The 15,950-nt window shown below is 60.3% G+C and carries 12 protein-coding genes and 1 pseudogene; 1 reads left to right on the forward strand and 12 read right to left on the reverse strand.

Annotation, left to right across the window (positions count from 1 at the left end; genetic code table 11):
* Nucleotides 1-64: 64 nt before the first annotated feature.
* From B3229_RS03580 to tkt, 7 genes are all read right to left on the reverse strand, one after another.
* Nucleotides 65-805: an oxidative stress defense protein gene (locus B3229_RS03580; protein ID WP_033752213.1), complete on the reverse strand. Its 741-nt coding sequence runs from the start codon at nucleotides 803-805 to the stop codon at nucleotides 65-67.
* Between the two features lie 142 nt (nucleotides 806-947).
* A complete protein-coding gene (gene argO, locus B3229_RS03585; protein WP_286868726.1) occupies nucleotides 948-1,571 on the reverse strand; it encodes an arginine exporter ArgO in 624 nt (207 codons plus the stop codon).
* Nucleotides 1,572-1,697: 126 nt separating this feature from the next.
* Complete coding sequence (gene mscS, locus B3229_RS03590; RefSeq protein ID WP_286868727.1) at nucleotides 1,698-2,576, reverse strand: small-conductance mechanosensitive channel MscS; 879 nt, start codon at nucleotides 2,574-2,576, stop codon at nucleotides 1,698-1,700.
* A 209-nt stretch (nucleotides 2,577-2,785) separates the two neighbouring features.
* Nucleotides 2,786-3,865, reverse strand: coding sequence for a class II fructose-bisphosphate aldolase (gene fbaA / locus B3229_RS03595; RefSeq protein WP_048785547.1), 1,080 nt, complete (start codon nucleotides 3,863-3,865; stop codon nucleotides 2,786-2,788).
* 104 nt (nucleotides 3,866-3,969) lie between these two features.
* Nucleotides 3,970-5,133 (reverse strand): phosphoglycerate kinase, encoded by a 1,164-nt coding sequence (pgk, locus tag B3229_RS03600; protein ID WP_033752224.1) that lies wholly within the window; start codon nucleotides 5,131-5,133, stop codon nucleotides 3,970-3,972.
* Nucleotides 5,134-5,184: 51 nt separating this feature from the next.
* A complete protein-coding gene (gene epd, locus B3229_RS03605) occupies nucleotides 5,185-6,204 on the reverse strand; it encodes an erythrose-4-phosphate dehydrogenase (protein ID WP_286868730.1) in 1,020 nt (339 codons plus the stop codon).
* Nucleotides 6,205-6,501: 297 nt separating this feature from the next.
* A complete protein-coding gene (tkt, locus tag B3229_RS03610; protein ID WP_048785543.1) occupies nucleotides 6,502-8,499 on the reverse strand; it encodes a transketolase in 1,998 nt (665 codons plus the stop codon).
* A 273-nt stretch (nucleotides 8,500-8,772) separates the two neighbouring features.
* Here tkt and B3229_RS03615 point away from each other — a divergent pair, with 273 nt between their 5' ends.
* Complete coding sequence (locus B3229_RS03615; RefSeq protein WP_286868732.1) at nucleotides 8,773-9,531, forward strand: M48 family metallopeptidase; 759 nt, start codon at nucleotides 8,773-8,775, stop codon at nucleotides 9,529-9,531.
* Nucleotides 9,532-9,568: 37 nt separating this feature from the next.
* On the opposite strand, the pseudogene B3229_RS03620 reads toward B3229_RS03615, so the two are convergent.
* The 5 genes and pseudogenes from B3229_RS03620 to B3229_RS03640 all read right to left on the reverse strand — a co-directional run.
* Nucleotides 9,569-9,982 (reverse strand): annotated as a pseudogene (locus tag B3229_RS03620) (YidB family protein); the annotation flags it as partial.
* 48 nt (nucleotides 9,983-10,030) lie between these two features.
* Nucleotides 10,031-10,954 carry an agmatinase gene (speB, locus tag B3229_RS03625; RefSeq protein ID WP_048785539.1) on the reverse strand — a complete coding sequence of 308 codons (924 nt, stop codon included), beginning with the start codon at nucleotides 10,952-10,954 and terminating at the stop codon, nucleotides 10,031-10,033.
* Between the two features lie 183 nt (nucleotides 10,955-11,137).
* Entirely contained in the window at nucleotides 11,138-12,358 is a 1,221-nt protein-coding gene (locus B3229_RS03630; RefSeq protein ID WP_048785538.1) for an HlyD family type I secretion periplasmic adaptor subunit, read from the reverse strand.
* Nucleotides 12,355-14,535: a type I secretion system permease/ATPase gene (locus B3229_RS03635; RefSeq protein WP_286868737.1), complete on the reverse strand. Its 2,181-nt coding sequence runs from the start codon at nucleotides 14,533-14,535 to the stop codon at nucleotides 12,355-12,357. Before B3229_RS03635 ends, B3229_RS03630 begins: the two co-directional genes overlap by 4 nt.
* Nucleotides 14,532-15,872 carry a TolC family outer membrane protein gene (locus B3229_RS03640; RefSeq protein ID WP_239670427.1) on the reverse strand — a complete coding sequence of 447 codons (1,341 nt, stop codon included), beginning with the start codon at nucleotides 15,870-15,872 and terminating at the stop codon, nucleotides 14,532-14,534. Before B3229_RS03640 ends, B3229_RS03635 begins: the two co-directional genes overlap by 4 nt.
* Between the last annotated feature and the right edge of the window lie 78 nt (nucleotides 15,873-15,950).

The raw sequence follows: 15,950 nt of genomic DNA on the forward strand, positions 1-15,950 counted from the left end.
GCGTTTGACCTATTTATTGTCTGACAAATGTCCAAAAAAAGGGGCGCTTAGCGCCCCTTTTTCATTACTGCTGCGTGCCTGCCGCATTCGGCTTGATATCGAAGACCACATCCACCTGATCGTCGAAGTGAATGCTCTGCTGCTCGTAGGTCTGCTGCGCGGAGGTATCCGCAGCCGGCGCGGCGGCTTTATACATGCGCGCCATCGGCATCGGCTGATAGTTGGCCACGTGGTAGCGAATGCTGTAAACCGGGCCAAGCTTCGCGTTAAAGCCTTCCGCCAGCGCTGCGGCCTGCTGCGTCGCGTTATCAATCGCCGCCTTGCGCGCCTGCGCCTTATAGCTGTCGGGATTGGTGACGCCCAGCTCGACCGAGCGGATCTCGTTCAGGCCGCTTTTCAGCGCGCCGTCCAGCAGTTCGTTCAGCTTATCCAGCTGACGCAGCGTCACCTGCACCTGACGCACCGCGCGGTAGCCTTTCAGCACCGACTTGCCCTCTTTGGTATAGTCATATTCCGGCTGCGTGCTGAGGTTAGCGGCATCAATATCTTTCTTCTCGATGCCGTTTTTCTGCAGGAAATCAAAATATTGCGCGACGCGATCGTCGGCCTGCTTTTTTGCGTCCGCGGCGTCTTTAGAGGAGACGTTGACCACGATAGAGAGCGTGGCGATATCCGGACGCGCATCGACGGTCGCCTGACCGGAGGTCACGACATGCGGGCCGTTCGGCAGTTCGTCGGCTAATGCGCTTAACGGCAGCGCTAAAGCGCCTGTCATGGCGACCAGCGCCAGTGCTTTCAGTTTCACGAAAGTCCTCCTTGGAATCTCTGTTTTGCTGCGGCATCAAAGGCCAGAGCCTGAACGGAATAGTATGCACTGCTAAGAGCGTGTTATACCGCAAAAGTTCGCGTTTTGCTTATCCTGTTCTGCCGCTTTAGGACAATTCAACTCAGAAATTCGCTATTCCCTGCAGCGCCAGCTGGCTGGCGATAATCCACATCACCGCGCCGACCAGCAGATTGATCGCGCGCTGCGCTCTGGCAGTGCGCAAGCGGGGCGAGAGCCGGGCCGCCATCAGCGCCAGCCCAAAGAACCAGAACACCGACGCGCTGACGGTGCCCAGCGCGAACCAGCGGCGCGCCTCCTGCGTCGGCAGTTGCCCGCCCAGACTGCCCAGCACCACGAAGGTATCGATATAGACGTGGGGATTAAGCCAGGTGACCGCCAGCATGGTGGCGATAATGCGCCAGCGGCTCTGCTTAAGCTCGCTGTCGCTGGCCAGGTCGACATCGCCGCTAAAGGCGCGGCGCAGCGCGTTCCAGCCGTACCACAGCAGAAAAGCCACCCCGGCCCAGGTGATGAGCATCAACAGCAGCGGCGACTGGTGCAGCAAGGCGCTGCCGCCGAAGATGCCACCGCAAATCAGCGCGATATCGCTCAGCGTGCAGAGCGACGCCGTCATTAAATGGTACTGGCGTTTAACGCCCTGATTCATTACGAATGCGTTCTGCGGCCCCAGCGGCAGAATCAGCGAGGCGCCAAGAGCAAGCCCCTGTAAATACATTGATAACACGGCGTTTTCCTTACATCAGCGAGATGCAAAGGAGTATAAAGAGGCGGGGTTATTAGCGGAAATTGAAAGATTTAATCTGCTATTAGGCAGATTAATAAGGACGGCGCAGGCGCCGTCCTTAAAGGTTTATTCTGCTTTCGCTGTCGCTTCCGCGTCAGGCTGGCTGACGCGATGCAGATGCACGTCCATTTGCGGATAAGGAATGCCGATGCCCTTCGCATCCAGCGCGCGCTTGAAGTTCTTCAGCAGATCCCAGTAGACGTTCTGCAGATCGCCGCTGTTGCTCCAGCAGCGCACCACAAAGTTGAGCGACGAGGCGGCCAGCTCGTTGAGGCCGATCTGCACGCCCATATCCTGCAGCACGCGCGGATCGCTTTTAACCACCTCTTCCAGCAGCGCAATCACCTCATCCACGTCTGCGTCGTAGGCGACGCCGATGATGAACTCATTGCGACGCACCGGTTCGCGTGAAAAGTTGACGATATTGCCGGCAATAATTTTGCCGTTCGGCACCACAACGATTTTACCGTCGGCGCTTTTCAGCGTGGTGGAAAAGATCTGCACGTTGAGCACCGTGCCCATCACCCCGCCGAGATCGACGAATTCGCCCGCGCGGAAAGGACGGAAGGTCACCAGCAGCACGCCCGCCGCCAGGTTAGAGAGCGATCCCTGTAACGCCAGACCGACCGCCAGACCGGCGGCGCCCAGCACGGCGATAACCGACGCGGTCTGCACGCCGATGCGCCCCAGGGCGGCGATGAGGGTGAAGGCGATAACGCCGTAGCGCACCAGCGCCGACAGAAAGTCCGCCACCGTTTTATCGATATGGCGCGCTACCAGCACCCGGTTGATGCCTCTTGAGATAATGCGCGCCACAATCATCCCCAGGATAAGGATAACCACAGCCGCTACGATATTGACCGCATAGCTGAGAATGAGCGCCTGATTGCGCACCAGCCAGCCGCCGGCGTTATGAATGCCGTCTACGACGTTTAAGTCTTCCATTTGAGAGCCCTGTTGTTGAATTCCCTGCCGGGAAGATCAAATCACAGCCAGAAAATTCCGGCAAACCAGCTATCAAGGGTAAACAACATTCGGCGAATATGCCAAATCTGCGTTGAATTTGTTGCAAATTTAGGCGAAAAAGCCCAGCAGCGGCATAAAAAAAGGCCAGATCCGAAGATCTGGCCTGCGTTGTTAACCTGCGAAGCGGATTACAGACGATCGATAGCGTTCAGCTCTTTGAAAGCCTGCTCAAGGCGCACGACCATTGAGGCCTGCGCCGCACGCAGCCAGACGCGCGGATCGTAGTATTTCTTGTTCGGGCTGTCCGGACCCTGCGGGTTGCCGAGCTGCGCCTGCAGATACTCTTCGTTCTTTTTGTAGTACTGCAGAATACCGTCCCAGGTTGCCCACTGGGTGTCGGTATCGATGTTCATTTTGATCACGCCGTAGCTGATCGACTCTTCGATTTCCGCTGCAGAAGAGCCGGAACCGCCATGGAAAACGAAGTCCAGCGCGTTGTGCGGCAGGCCATGTTTCTCACAGACGTATTTCTGCGAGTCGCGCAGAATGGTCGGGGTCAGCTTAACGTTGCCCGGCTTGTACACGCCGTGCACGTTGCCGAAAGAGGCCGCGATAGTGAAGCGCTTGCTGATTTTGCTCAGTTCGGTGTAGGCGTAGTCTACGTCTTCCGGCTGGCTGTAGAGGGCAGAAGCGTCAACGTGGCTGTTGTCCACGCCATCCTCTTCACCGCCGGTCACGCCCAGCTCGATTTCCAGCGTCATGCCCATTTTGTCCATGCGCGCCAGGTACTTGCTGCAAATCTCGATGTTCTCTTCCAGCGACTCTTCAGAGAGGTCGATCATGTGAGAAGAGAACAGCGGTTTGCCGGTTTTCTGGAAGTGCGCTTCGCCTGCGTCCAGCAGACCGTCGATCCACGGCAGCAGTTTTTTCGCGCAGTGGTCGGTGTGCAGGATAACCGGCACGCCATACTGTTCAGCCATCAGGTGAACGTGATGCGCGCCTGCGATAGCGCCGAAAATCGCCGCGCCCTGCGGCTTGTCGGTTTTGAAACCTTTACCGGCGATAAACGCGGCGCCGCCGTTAGAGAACTGGACGATAACCGGCGCTTTTACTTTCGCGGCGGCTTCCAGTACGGCGTTGATTGAGTCGGTGCCGACGCAGTTTACCGCTGGCAGCGCGAATTTGTTCTCTTTCGCTACCTGGAAGATCTTCTGAACGTCATCACCAGTGACAACGCCGGGTTTAACGAAATCAAAAATTTTAGACATGATTGTGTCCTGTTTCGTGACCGACTATCCCCTGTGGGGACAGCGCTTTAAACGCCCAACGGGGCAAGTCTTCAGGCGACGCGCCAGGCGTCGCCCCCAAAGGATTACTGCTTAGCACGCTCTTCCAGCATGGCGACCGCAGGCAGTTTTTTGCCTTCGACGAATTCCAGGAATGCGCCGCCGCCGGTAGAGATGTAAGAGATTTTGTCTTCAATGCCGAACAGGTCGATAGCCGCCAGGGTATCGCCGCCGCCTGCAACAGAGAAGGCTTCGCTGTCTGCAATGGCGTTCGCCACGATTTCGGTGCCCTTACGGAAATTCGGGAACTCGAACACGCCGACCGGACCATTCCACAGAATGGTTTTGGCTTCTTTCAGCACTTTCGCCATCGCCTGCGCGGTTTCGTCGCCGAAGTCCATAATCTCTTCGTTATCCGCTACTTCGGAAACCTTTTTCACCGTTGCTGGCGCAGTTTCAGAGAATTCCGTGCCGACGCGCGAGTCGGTTGGAACCGGAATGCCGTACTGGTCGCGCAGGCCTTTCGCCGCTTCGACGAAGTCCGGCTCGTAGAGCGATTTGCCGACGTTGTTGTCGATAGCGACGAAGGTGTTGGCGATGCCGCCGCCGACGATAACGGTGTCAGCGATTTTCACCAGCGACTGCAGCACGTCGAATTTGGTCGATACTTTTGAGCCACCGACCACCGCCACCAGCGGACGCTCCGGGTTGCTCATCACTTTGCCCAGCGCTTCCAGCTCGGCTGACAGCAGCGGGCCTGCACAGGCGATCGGCGCGAATTTGCCGACGCCATGCGTTGAGGCCTGCGCGCGGTGCGCGGTGCCGAAAGCGTCCATCACGAAGACGTCGCACAGCGCGGCATATTTTTTCGACAGCGCTTCGTCGTCTTTCTTCTCGCCTTTGTTAAAGCGAACGTTTTCCAGCACCACCAGCTCGCCCGCGCCGACTTCCACGCCGTCGAGGTAATCTTTTGCCAGGGTAACGTTGGTACCGTTCAGTTTTTCTTTCAGATAGTTAACAACAGGCAGCAGGGAGAATTCTTCGTTGTATTCACCTTCGGTCGGGCGACCCAGGTGAGAGGTGACCATCACTTTTGCGCCCTGTTTCAACGCCGATTCGATGGTAGGCAGAGAAGCACGGATACGTGCGTCTGACGTCACTTTCCCTTCTTTTACTGGTACGTTGAGATCGGCACGGATCAGAACGCGCTTACCAGCCAGATCCAAATCGGACATCTTAATTACAGACATGGTGAACCCTCTCGTTGATTCTCATAAGTTTTGCCAGGCGCAAACCGCGCCTTACCTGAAACCGCTTGCGGCCATCGCTAACGTCGTGTCGAGCATTCGGTTAGCAAAGCCCCATTCGTTGTCACACCAGACCAGGGTCTTGATCAGGTGCTGACCGCTGACCCGCGTTTGCGTGCCGTCCACAATGGCACTGTGCGGATCGTGGTTAAAATCTACTGAGACTAACGGTAATTCCGTATAGTCAACTATACCACGAAATGCCCCTTCTGACGCGTTTTGCAGCAGCGCGTTGACCTCGCAGGCCCTTACCGCCTCGCGTACGGAGACGCTGAGATCGATGGCCGTCACGTTGATAGTAGGCACGCGTACCGCAATCGCTTCAAAGCGATCGGCGAATTTCGGAAAAATACGGGTAATCCCGGCGGCCAGTTTGGTGTCGACCGGAATAATCGACTGGCTGGCAGCGCGCGTGCGGCGCAGGTCGCTGTGATAGGCGTCAATGACCTGCTGATCGTGCATCGCCGAGTGGATGGTGGTCACGGTGCCCGACTCGATGCCGAAGGCGTCGTCCAGCAGTTTGATCACCGGGATAATGCAGTTGGTGGTGCAGGAGGCGTTGGAGACGATGCGGTCAGTTTGTTTAAGAGCCTGTTCGTTCACGCCGTACACCACGGTGGCGTCGAGATCGCTGCCGCCCGGATGGGAGAAAAGCACCTTCTTCGCGCCCGCCTGCAGATGCGCCTCGCCGTCCGCCCGGCTGCCGTAGACGCCGGTACACTCCAGCACCACGTCGACGTTAAGCTCGCGCCACGGCAGCGCGTCGATAGCGGCGTGATGCAGAATGCGGATGGTATCGTCGCCGACCCACAGCAGATCGCGCTCCTGACGCACGTCGAAGGCGAAGCGGCCGTGGCTGGTATCATACTTCAGCAGGTGCGCCATGCCGGCCGCCTCCGCCAGTTCGTTAATCGCCACCACGGTAATTTCGGCGCGACGCCCGGTCTCATAGAGGGCGCGCAGTACGTTGCGCCCAATGCGGCCAAAGCCATTTATCGCCACCCGAATGGTCATCTTTTCTGCCACTTCCTGCTAATAAACGTGCCGATAGCCTGAGCGTTTCACGCGGGTTTGTACAGGAGATTTTCGCGCGCTCCGCGCCGAAATCGCTGCTAAAAAACGGCTAACTGAAACGGTTCAGCTACAATAAAGCATGGAAGGAATAACGGGAATGACTGCGATCAAATGCGCCACTGATTATTGGATCTGCGTCACATTTTTGCCCACACGTATGCTATTACTTGAGGAATAATTCAGCCGGCCATAAAAAAGGGACGCCTGTTGGCGTCCCTCTCTCTTCAGGCTAAGGGCTTATGATGCCAGCACCGCTTTCGCCTGTGACACTACGTTGTCAACGGTGAAACCAAACACCTCGAACAGCTTCTCGGCCGGTGCAGATTCGCCGAAGGTAGTCATGCCGACCACCGCGCCGTGTAGGCCGGTGTAGCGCTGCCAGTAGTCGGCGATGCCCGCTTCAATAGCGACGCGCGCGCCGATCGCTTTCGGCAGTACCGCTTCGCGGTAGGCAGCATCCTGCTTGTCGAAGGCGTCGGTAGAAGGCATGGAAACCACGCGCGCTTTGACCCCTTCGCTGCTCAGCTTGTCCCAGGCCGCAACCGCCAGCTCGACTTCAGAACCGGTGGCGATCAGGATCAGCTCCGGCTGACCGTCGCAATCTTTCAGGATGTAGCCGCCGCGCGCGATGTTCGCCAGCTGCTCAGGCGTACGCTCCTGCTGCGCCAGGTTCTGGCGAGAGAAGATCAGCGCGCTCGGGCCATCTTTGCGCTCGATAGCATATTTCCACGCCACCGCGGACTCAACCTGGTCGCACGGGCGCCAGGTGCTCATGTTCGGCGTGGTGCGCAGGCTGGCCAGCTGCTCGACCGGCTGGTGCGTCGGGCCATCTTCGCCCAGACCGATAGAGTCGTGGGTATAGACCATGATCTGACGGATCTTCATCAGCGCCGCCATACGCGCCGCGTTGCGCGCATACTCCACGAACATCAGGAAGGTCGCGGTGTAAGGCAGGAAGCCGCCGTGCAGCGCGATGCCGTTGGCGATAGCGGTCATACCGAACTCGCGCACGCCGTAGTGAATATAGTTGCCCGCCAGGTCAACGTTGATCGGCTTAGAGCCGGACCACATAGTCAGGTTGCTCGGCGCCAGGTCGGCAGAACCGCCCAGATATTCCGGCAGCAGCTTGCCGAACGCTTCGATTGCGTTCTGCGAGGCTTTACGGCTGGCGATTTTCGCCGGATTCGCCTGCAGCTGCTCGATGAACTTCTGCGACTCTTCCTGCCAGTTAGCCGGCAGCTCGTTGCTGACGCGACGTTTGAACTCGGCGGCCAGCTCCGGGAACGCCTGCGCGTAAGCGGCGAATTTCTCGTTCCACTGCGCCTCTTTCGCCTGGCCGGCTTCTTTCGCATCCCACTCGGCGTAGATCTCCGACGGGATCACGAACGGCGCGTGCGCCCAGCCCAGCTGCTTGCGAGTCAGCGCCACTTCGTCGTCGCCCAGCGGCGCGCCGTGCGAGTCATGGGTGCCAGCTTTGTTCGGCGAGCCGAAGCCGATAACGGTTTTGCACATCAGCAGCGAAGGCTTATCGCTCACCGCTTTCGCTTCGTCGATCGCCTTCGCGATAGCGTCCGCATCGTGGCCGTCTACGCCGCGCACTACGTGCCAGCCGTAGGCTTCAAAGCGCTTCGCGGTGTCATCGGTGAACCAGCCGTCGATATGGCCGTCGATAGAGATGCCGTTGTCGTCATAGAAGGCGACCAGTTTGCCCAGCTTCAGGGTGCCAGCCAGCGAGCAGACTTCGTGCGAGATGCCTTCCATCATGCAGCCGTCGCCCATAAACACATAGGTGTTGTGATCGACGATGTCGTGGCCCGGACGGTTGAACTGCGCCGCCAGCGTGCGCTCGGCGATAGCGAAGCCGACTGCGTTGGCGATGCCCTGGCCCAGCGGGCCGGTGGTGGTTTCCACGCCTGGGGTGTAGCCGTATTCCGGGTGACCTGGAGTTTTTGAATGCAGCTGGCGGAAGTTCTGCAGCTCGCTCATTGGCAAATCGTAGCCGGTGAGGTGCAGCAGGCTGTAAATCAGCATCGAGCCGTGGCCGTTGGAGAGCACGAAGCGGTCGCGATCGGCCCACAGCGGGTTGGTGGGGTTATGGTTCAGGTAGCCGCGCCACAGCACCTCGGCAATATCTGCCATACCCATCGGGGCCCCCGGATGTCCCGATTTGGCTTTCTGTACTGCGTCCATACTTAACGCGCGAATGGCGTTGGCAAGCTCTTTACGAGAGGGCATTTTCTACTCCAGGTCGGATTAATGATTCGCCTATTTAACTCATTGTTATTAATGATTTATCGGGCAAAACAAGGAAAAAGTCGCTCATCAATGTACATGAAAATCGGGGCAAAAGTACATGCCGCGCCGTGCTAAATGTCGCCGCTCCGTCTGGCATTTACGGCAATGTCTGCTAGCGAAGTGGCCGACGACAGGCTATAACCCACTCTTTACCGTATCTGACCCTTTTTCAGATACCTGCTTTTCTGACCTTGTTACCCACAGGATGTACGCATGACGATCAAGACAGGCATCATGGCAATCAGCCTCGCGGCGCTGCTCAGCGGCTGCCAGGGCATGGACAATAACGCGCTGCTGCAGTCGGGCGCGCAGGCTTTTCAGGCCTACACCCTTAACGACGAGCAGGTAAAGCAGCTCAGCGATCAATCCTGCGCGCAGATGGATAAAGAGAACCAGCTCGCGCCCGCCGACAGCACCTACCAGCAGCGCCTGAAAAAAATCGCCGCCGCGCTGGGCGACAACATCAACGGCACGCCGGCCAACTACCGCGTCTACGTCACCAAAGACGTCAACGCCTGGGCGATGGCCAACGGCTGCATCCGCGTCTACAGCGGCCTGATGGATATGATGGACGACAACGAGGTCGAAGGCGTGCTGGGGCATGAGATGGGACACGTCGCGCTGGGTCACACGCGCAAGGCGATGCAGGTCGCCTTCGGCACCACGGCGGCGCGCACCGCGGCCGCATCCGTAGGCGGCGTGATCGGCTCGCTGTCGCAGTCGCAGCTGGGAGATCTGGGCGAAAAGCTGGTCAACGCGCAGTTCTCGCAAACCCAGGAGTCGCAGGCGGATGACTACTCTTACGATCTACTGAAGAAACGCGGTATCGATCCGATGGGGCTGGCGACCAGCTTTGAGAAGCTGGCGAAAATGCAGCAGGGTCAGCAGAGCAGCCTGTTTGATTCGCATCCCGACTCCGCGGCGCGCGCGCAGCATATTCGCGAGCGCATCGCGGCGGACGCCGGAAAATAAGCGAGCGCGCGCCGCCGTGCGGCGGCGCGCGTGGAAACTAGCGCTTAAAAAGCTGATCGACCATCGATCCCAGATCGAGCTGCTTGTCGTGCAGAGTTTGATCGTCCATCTGGCCCTGCGGCGACATGCGGTCAACCAGGTGCGGCAACAGCTCCGCCAGCTTGCCGGAGGCGCCATTCACGTCGGTGCCCAGCTTCTGCGCCAGCGACTGCATCGCCTCTTCGCCGAACGCCGACTGCAGCTGCCCGCCGCTGACCGACTGGTTGCTGCCGGTGCCGATCCATGAACTTAAAATTTCGCCCAGGCCGCCCTGCTGGAACTTCTGCAGCAGCACCTGTACCCCGCCCTGCTCCTGCACCCAGTTCCAGACCGCTTCCAGTTCGCCTAAGGTATTGCGTCCGTTGCCGTTGCCTAAAGCGCCGACTAATTCATCAAGTAAGCCCATCATGCTCTCCGTTACGGTTAAAACCGGGCGCGCGAGTGCGCCCGGATCTAAGGGTTATTCGCCTTTGTTCGCCGCCTGCACGTGCAGCATATCGAGCGCCAGCGTAGCGGCGGCCAGCGAGGTGAGATCGGCGTGGTCGTAGCCTGGCGCCACTTCCACCAGATCCATGCCGACAATGTTCAGGCCCTGCAGGCCGCGTACCAGTTTGGTCGCCTTGTCGGTAGTCAGGCCGCCGATGACCGGCGTGCCGGTGCCGGGCGCGTGCGCCGGATCCAGACAGTCGATGTCGAAGGTCAGGTACACCGGCATATCGCCAACGGTGCGCTTCACTTCCGCCAGGATATCGTCGACGCTGCGATCGTTGACCTGCGCCGCATCCAGCACGTTAAAGCCGAGGCTCTTATCGAACTCGGTGCGGATGCCGATCTGCACCGAGTGTTGCGGATCGATCAGCCCCTCTTGCGGCGCGGTAAAGAACATGGTGCCGTGATCGAACGTCGGGCCGTTGGAGTAAGTATCGGTATGGGCGTCGAAATGCACCAGCGCCAGCTTGCCGAAATGCTTCGCATGGGCGCGCAGCAGCGGCAGCGTCACGTAGTGATCGCCGCCGAAGGTCAGCATGCGCTTGCCGTTCGCCAGCAGTTTTTCCGCGTGCGCCTGTAATTTGTCAGAGAGATCCTGCGAATCGCCGAAGGCGTAAACCAGATCGCCGCAGTCCACCACGTTGAGACGCTGACGCAGATCGAACTGCCACGGCCAGCGGCACCCTTCCCAGGCGAGGTTGGTGGAGATCTGACGGATCGCGCCCGGTCCCAGACGGCTGCCCGGACGGCCAGAGGTCGCGGCGTCGAAAGGCACGCCGGTGATGACCCACTCGGCGTCGCTGTCGTAAGGCTGGAAGTTGACCGGAAAACGCATGAAGCCGAAGGCGTTTGAAACCAGCGAATTGTCGTACTGATTGCCCAGGGTGTTATACATAAATTATCCTCGCTGCCGCATGGCATTAAGTTACAGGTGAAGGCCAGATAAAAAAAATCCCCTCCGCGTCGTTAAGCCCGACGAGGAAGGGATGTTTGCGTTGCCGCAGTTTACGCAATTATTGCGGAGTTCGGCGCGCGCTGCAATGCGCGACGCGCCGGAAACGCGTTTGTTGAGATCGCATTAACGTTCTCGCAGCGCCTCTTTGGCGCGGTTAAACGGCTTGACCAGATAGTCCATCACCGTTTTCTCGCCGGTCTTGATATCGACCGTAGAGACCATGCCGGGACTAATGGCGAAGCGGCGTCCCGCTTTGTTCTGCACGTAGTCGGTATCGGTGCGGATAAAGACGCGATAGTAGTAGATCTCCGGCTTCACCTCATCCTGAATGGTGTCGGGCGAGATGCTCTCCACCACGCCGTGCAGCCCGCCGTAGATCGCGTAGTCGTAGGCGGAGATCTTCACCAGCGCCTTCTGGCCCGGATGGATAAAGGCGATATCGCGCGGCGAGAGGCGCGCCTCGATCAGCAGGCGGTCATCCATCGGCACGATATTCATCAGCTCGCCGTTGGGCGGGATCACCCCGCCGACGGTGGTGACCTTGATGTTTTTTACGATGCCGCGCATCGGCGAGCGCAGGGTCAGGCGGCTGACGGTATCTTCGCGTCCCTTCACCGTTTGCGCCAGGCTGTCCGCTTCCGCCGACGCCTTCGCCAGATCCTCGCGCGCCTGCACGTAATACTGCGAACGCATATCGGTGAGCTTCAGCTCCAGATCGGACTTGTCGCGCTGCAGCCGCAGCACCTCGACGCTGCTGGCGGCGCCGCTTTTCGCCAGCCGCTGGGTAATGCCCAGCTCGCGGTTGGCCAGCCCGAGGGACTGCTGGATCTGCGCCGTCGCGTCTTTTAACTGCGCGCGTCGGGTGGTGTAGAGCCGGGTTTCCGAAGCGATCAGATCGGGAAAGGCCTTTAGCTCGTCGGGAAAGCGCAGAGGCTGATCGTTCACCTCGGCGTAGAGCCGCGCGCTGGCCGCCAGCGCGGCCCGGTAGCGCGCCGCGCTTTCGCCGACGCTGGATACGGATCGCGTCGGATCGAGCTTCGCCACGATCTGCCCCGCCTCGACCCGATCCCCTTCATGCACGTTAAGCTCGGCGAGGATCCCGCCTTCCAGCGAGCTCAGCACCTGATCGCGCGAGCTGGGGATCACTTTGCCGGTGCCGGTCGATACCTCGTCCAGCACGCCGAACCATGCCCAGATCAGACCCGCCATCAGCAGAAAAAAGCTGATGACGATCAGGCGCACCGAGCCGCTGTAGTAGGCTTCCGAACGCAGATCGCCGTTAAGATCGTCTGAGGTCTCCGCTTCGGGCGCCACCAGCCGCAGTTTGGTCGATAGCTCACTCATGCCTGATCCTCCGGACGATTGAGCGCCGGCCGCGCAGGCGGCAGGGCGCTCTCTTTCGGGCTGTCCATCACCAGCTGCCCCTCTTTTAATACCAGCACGCGATCCACCAGCGCGAGAATGGCGGCGCGGTGAGTCGCCACCACCAGCGTGCGGCCGTTGAGCCACTGGCCGAGCCGTTCGATAAACTCTTTTTCGGTGTGGTCGTCCAGCGAGGCGGTCGGCTCGTCCAGCAGCACGATATTGGGATCGCGCAGCAGCATACGCGCCAGCAGCACCGACTGCCGCTGGCCGCCGGACAGTCCGACGCCGCCCTCCATCACCGGATGATCGAGCCCGAGCGGCAGCCGGCGAATAAAGTCCGCGCCGCCGCTCACCGTCAGCGCGGCGAAGATCGCCTCGTCGCTGGCGTGCGCCGCGCCCATCGTCAGGTTTTCGCGCAGCGTGCCGTGGAACAGCCGCGCGTTCTGCGTCATCAGGCCGACGTTGCGGCGCACGTCGGCGAGATCGATATGCGGCAGGCTCAGGTTGTCGAGGCGCAGTTCGCCGCCCACCAGATCCATGCCGCCGATCATCGCCTGCAGCAGCGTCGATTTGCCCGATCCGTTGCGGCCCAGCACGGCGACGCGTTCGCCCGGCTTGATGGTCAGGCTTTTGATGCGCAGCGCGATGGTGGCGGAGTCGCTGTAGTAGCGAAACATCGCCTCGCTGAACTGGTAGTGGCCGAACAGCACCGGGCAGTGAATGCGGGTTTCGTCTTTGCTGTTCTCGACCGGCAGCGCCATCAGCGCATCGAGGCTGGTTTTCGCCGCCTTGACCTGCTGCCAGCGCGCCAGTACGCCGCACAGGGTGCCCATCGGCGCGATCATGCGCGACGAGAGCAGCGACGCCGCGACGATAGCGCCGGTGGTGATGTCGCCGTTGATCACCATCGGCGCGCCGATCACGATCACGCTGGCATAAACCAGCCCCTGCACCGTCACGCCCCAGCTGATCAGCGAGTGCATCACTTTGCGCATCTCCACGCCGGACTGCGCGGTGATGCGGATATAGCTGTTCCACTGCTGCAGAAAGCGGTCCTCCGCCTGCATCAGCTTGATATCCTCCAGCCCCTGTACGCTCTCTACCAGCACCGCATTGCGCAGGGTCGACTCTTTCAGCGACTGATGCGCCAGCCTCGCCAGCGTTTTCTGCTTCAGCACGCCGGGCAGGATCATCAGGATCACCGCCACCGGCGCGATCCACGCCAGCTGCGGCGCGATAATCGCCATTACCAGCATAAACAGCAGGAAAAACGGCATATCGACGATCGAGCTGACGGTGGTCGAGGTCACCATTTCGCGGATCGCCTCCAGCTCGCGCAGCTGAGAGATAAAGGTGCCGGTGGATCGCGGAATCGCGCTGTTGCGCAGCCGCAGCGCATGGCCGAACACCCGGTCGGAGACGCGCATATCGGCGCGCTTGCCGAGCAGATCGGTCACGTGATCGCGCCCGACGCGCAGAATATAGGTAAAGATCACCGAGATAATCACCCCGCCGTAGAGCACGTAGAGCGTGGGGTAAGACTGCGCCGGGATCACCCGGTCATAGACCTGCATCGAGAAGATGATGCCCACCAGCGCCAGCAGGTTGATCAGGAAGGATCCCAGCATTACGTAGCCGTAGGGACGCAGATCGCGCAGCACCAGGCGCCGCAGCCAGTCGGGCTTAATGGTCTCCAGATAGCGGTCGACGCGGCTGTCTTTGGCGGCGGTGAGCGGGCGAAAAGCGGCGGCGAAGCGGATGTCGGGCAACAGCGTGCCGAGCGCCAGCGGCGTCGGCTGCTCGTCGCCGCTGAAGTGCACCCGCACTTCATCTTCGCCGTCGAAGCTGACGATGACCCCGACCTGGCCATCTGTCAGCTCCACCGCCAGCGGCAGCCGCCAGTGGTTAATCTCCCACTTATTATCCTGGTAAAGCTGCAGCGACATGCCCGCCTGGCGCGCCAGATGGCGCAGCGCCTTGTCGCGCGTCTGTTTGCCCTGCCACTCGCTGGCGGCGAGGATCATGCCCGGCGAACAGGGCAGACGATAGTGCGCGGCGATCAGGATAATGGCTGTTGCCCAGCCCTGGAGCGGCACTCCGCCTTCGTCTCCCTCGGGCTTGCCGGCGGGCGAATCTGGAAGCTGCATTTGCGTCATGGCTGGATCTCCACGGACTGGATCCGCTGATTATTCAGGGCGAACGCCGACCGCATATGGCCGGTGCTGTAAAGGCAGTCGAGCTGCAGCGCGCGCAACTGGCTGATGGTTTGCTGCAGCGTAAAGCGCGTCTGGAACACCTCCTGCTCGGCGTTGAGCACGTCGAGCAGCGGGCGAGTGCCGAGCTGCAGATATTGATCCTGATAAAGCTCCTGGGTTTTCTCCCCCAGCCGCTGCTGCCGCGCCTGAATCGCCAGGCTGAGCGCCAGGCTTTGCGACTGGCTCTGCGATTCGTTTAGCTGCTGGCGCGCCTTCAGCCGCGCCGAATTGACCGCCGCGTTGGCCGCGGTCAGCGCGTTGGCGGCGGCGTTGCGGCTGGCGGTCATACCGCCGCCCTGATAGAGCGGCATCTCAACTTTGACCCAGGCGGAATATTGCGTGCGATCCAGCGTCTCGCTGCTGGCGTAGTGATTATTGAGGTAGTGCGTTACCTGCGGCTCCAGCGAAATAGTGGGCAGCATCTGCGCGTTGGCGTTGTCCAGCTTTGCCTGCGCCTCGTTGGCCTGCGCCCAGGCGGCCAGCACCGCCGGAATAGTACGGTCGTCGCTTTTCGCGGCGTCACAGGAACGCGCCAGGCTGGCGGGAAAGTCGTCGCTGACCTTTTTCACCAGCGGCCAGCCGAGATAGGTCGCCAGCGTGGCGCGCCAGCGGTCGAGATTGGCCTGATACTGCGTCAGCACGGTGCGCGCCCCTTCGATACGCGCGTCGGTTTGCGTGGCGTCGGAGAGCGAGGCGGCGCCTTCATTGTTGCGCTGACGCGCGAGATCGCCGATTTTCATCAGCGCCGATAGCTGCTCCTGGGCGATCTTCACCAGCTGCTGATAGCCCTGCACCTGCACCAGCGCCGCGGCCGTGTCGTGCGCGACGGTGTCGATGCTCACCAGCACGTTGGCCTGCTGCTGGGCGACGCCCGCCTCGGCGGAGCGCACCGAGCTGCTGACCTTGCCGAAGTCATAGAGCATCTGAGAGACCGACAGCACGAACGAGGGACTGTAGCCCTTCTCGCTGTAGCTGTTGCTGTAACCGTTATTCATGCCGCCGCTGATCTGCGGATAGTATTTGGCTTTCGCCACGTCCACCTGATCCGCCTGCTCAAGCAGCTTTCCCACCGCTTCGGCGATGTCGGGATGCCACTGGATCGCGCGCTGCACCGCCTGATTAATGGTCAGTGAGTCGGGCACGCGCGCCAGCGCCGGTTCGGCGCTTTCGCCGGTTAATGAAGGAAGATCCTGCTGTTTCGCCAGGCCGGTGGCGGTGATCTGGCTGGCCGACTGCATCAGGTCGCTGCCGGCCGCCAGAGAGGAAGTTGTAAAAAAAGCGATGCCAGCACAGAGAACGCTGAGCTTAAAAGAACG

Origin of the sequence: Pantoea sp. UBA5035 (assembly GCF_002415245.1) — a bacterium.
GTDB classification, from domain to species: domain Bacteria; phylum Pseudomonadota; class Gammaproteobacteria; order Enterobacterales; family Enterobacteriaceae; genus Pantoea; species Pantoea septica.

Excerpts from the sequence above, each read along its gene's own strand:
- B3229_RS03635 (WP_286868737.1), bottom strand. The coding sequence starts at position 14,535 with ATGACGCAAATGCAGCTTCCAGATTCGCCCGCCGGCAAGCCCGAGGGA.
- mscS (WP_286868727.1), bottom strand. The coding sequence starts at position 2,576 with ATGGAAGACTTAAACGTCGTAGACGGCATTCATAACGCCGGCGGCTGG.
- B3229_RS03615 (WP_286868732.1), top strand. The coding sequence starts at position 8,773 with ATGACGATCAAGACAGGCATCATGGCAATCAGCCTCGCGGCGCTGCTC.
- epd (WP_286868730.1), bottom strand. The coding sequence starts at position 6,204 with ATGACCATTCGGGTGGCGATAAATGGCTTTGGCCGCATTGGGCGCAAC.
- B3229_RS03640 (WP_239670427.1), bottom strand. The coding sequence starts at position 15,872 with ATGCAGTCGGCCAGCCAGATCACCGCCACCGGCCTGGCGAAACAGCAG.
- B3229_RS03630 (WP_048785538.1), bottom strand. The coding sequence starts at position 12,358 with ATGAGTGAGCTATCGACCAAACTGCGGCTGGTGGCGCCCGAAGCGGAG.
- pgk (WP_033752224.1), bottom strand. The coding sequence starts at position 5,133 with ATGTCTGTAATTAAGATGTCCGATTTGGATCTGGCTGGTAAGCGCGTT.
- tkt (WP_048785543.1), bottom strand. The coding sequence starts at position 8,499 with ATGCCCTCTCGTAAAGAGCTTGCCAACGCCATTCGCGCGTTAAGTATG.
- speB (WP_048785539.1), bottom strand. The coding sequence starts at position 10,954 with ATGTATAACACCCTGGGCAATCAGTACGACAATTCGCTGGTTTCAAAC.
- fbaA (WP_048785547.1), bottom strand. The coding sequence starts at position 3,865 with ATGTCTAAAATTTTTGATTTCGTTAAACCCGGCGTTGTCACTGGTGAT.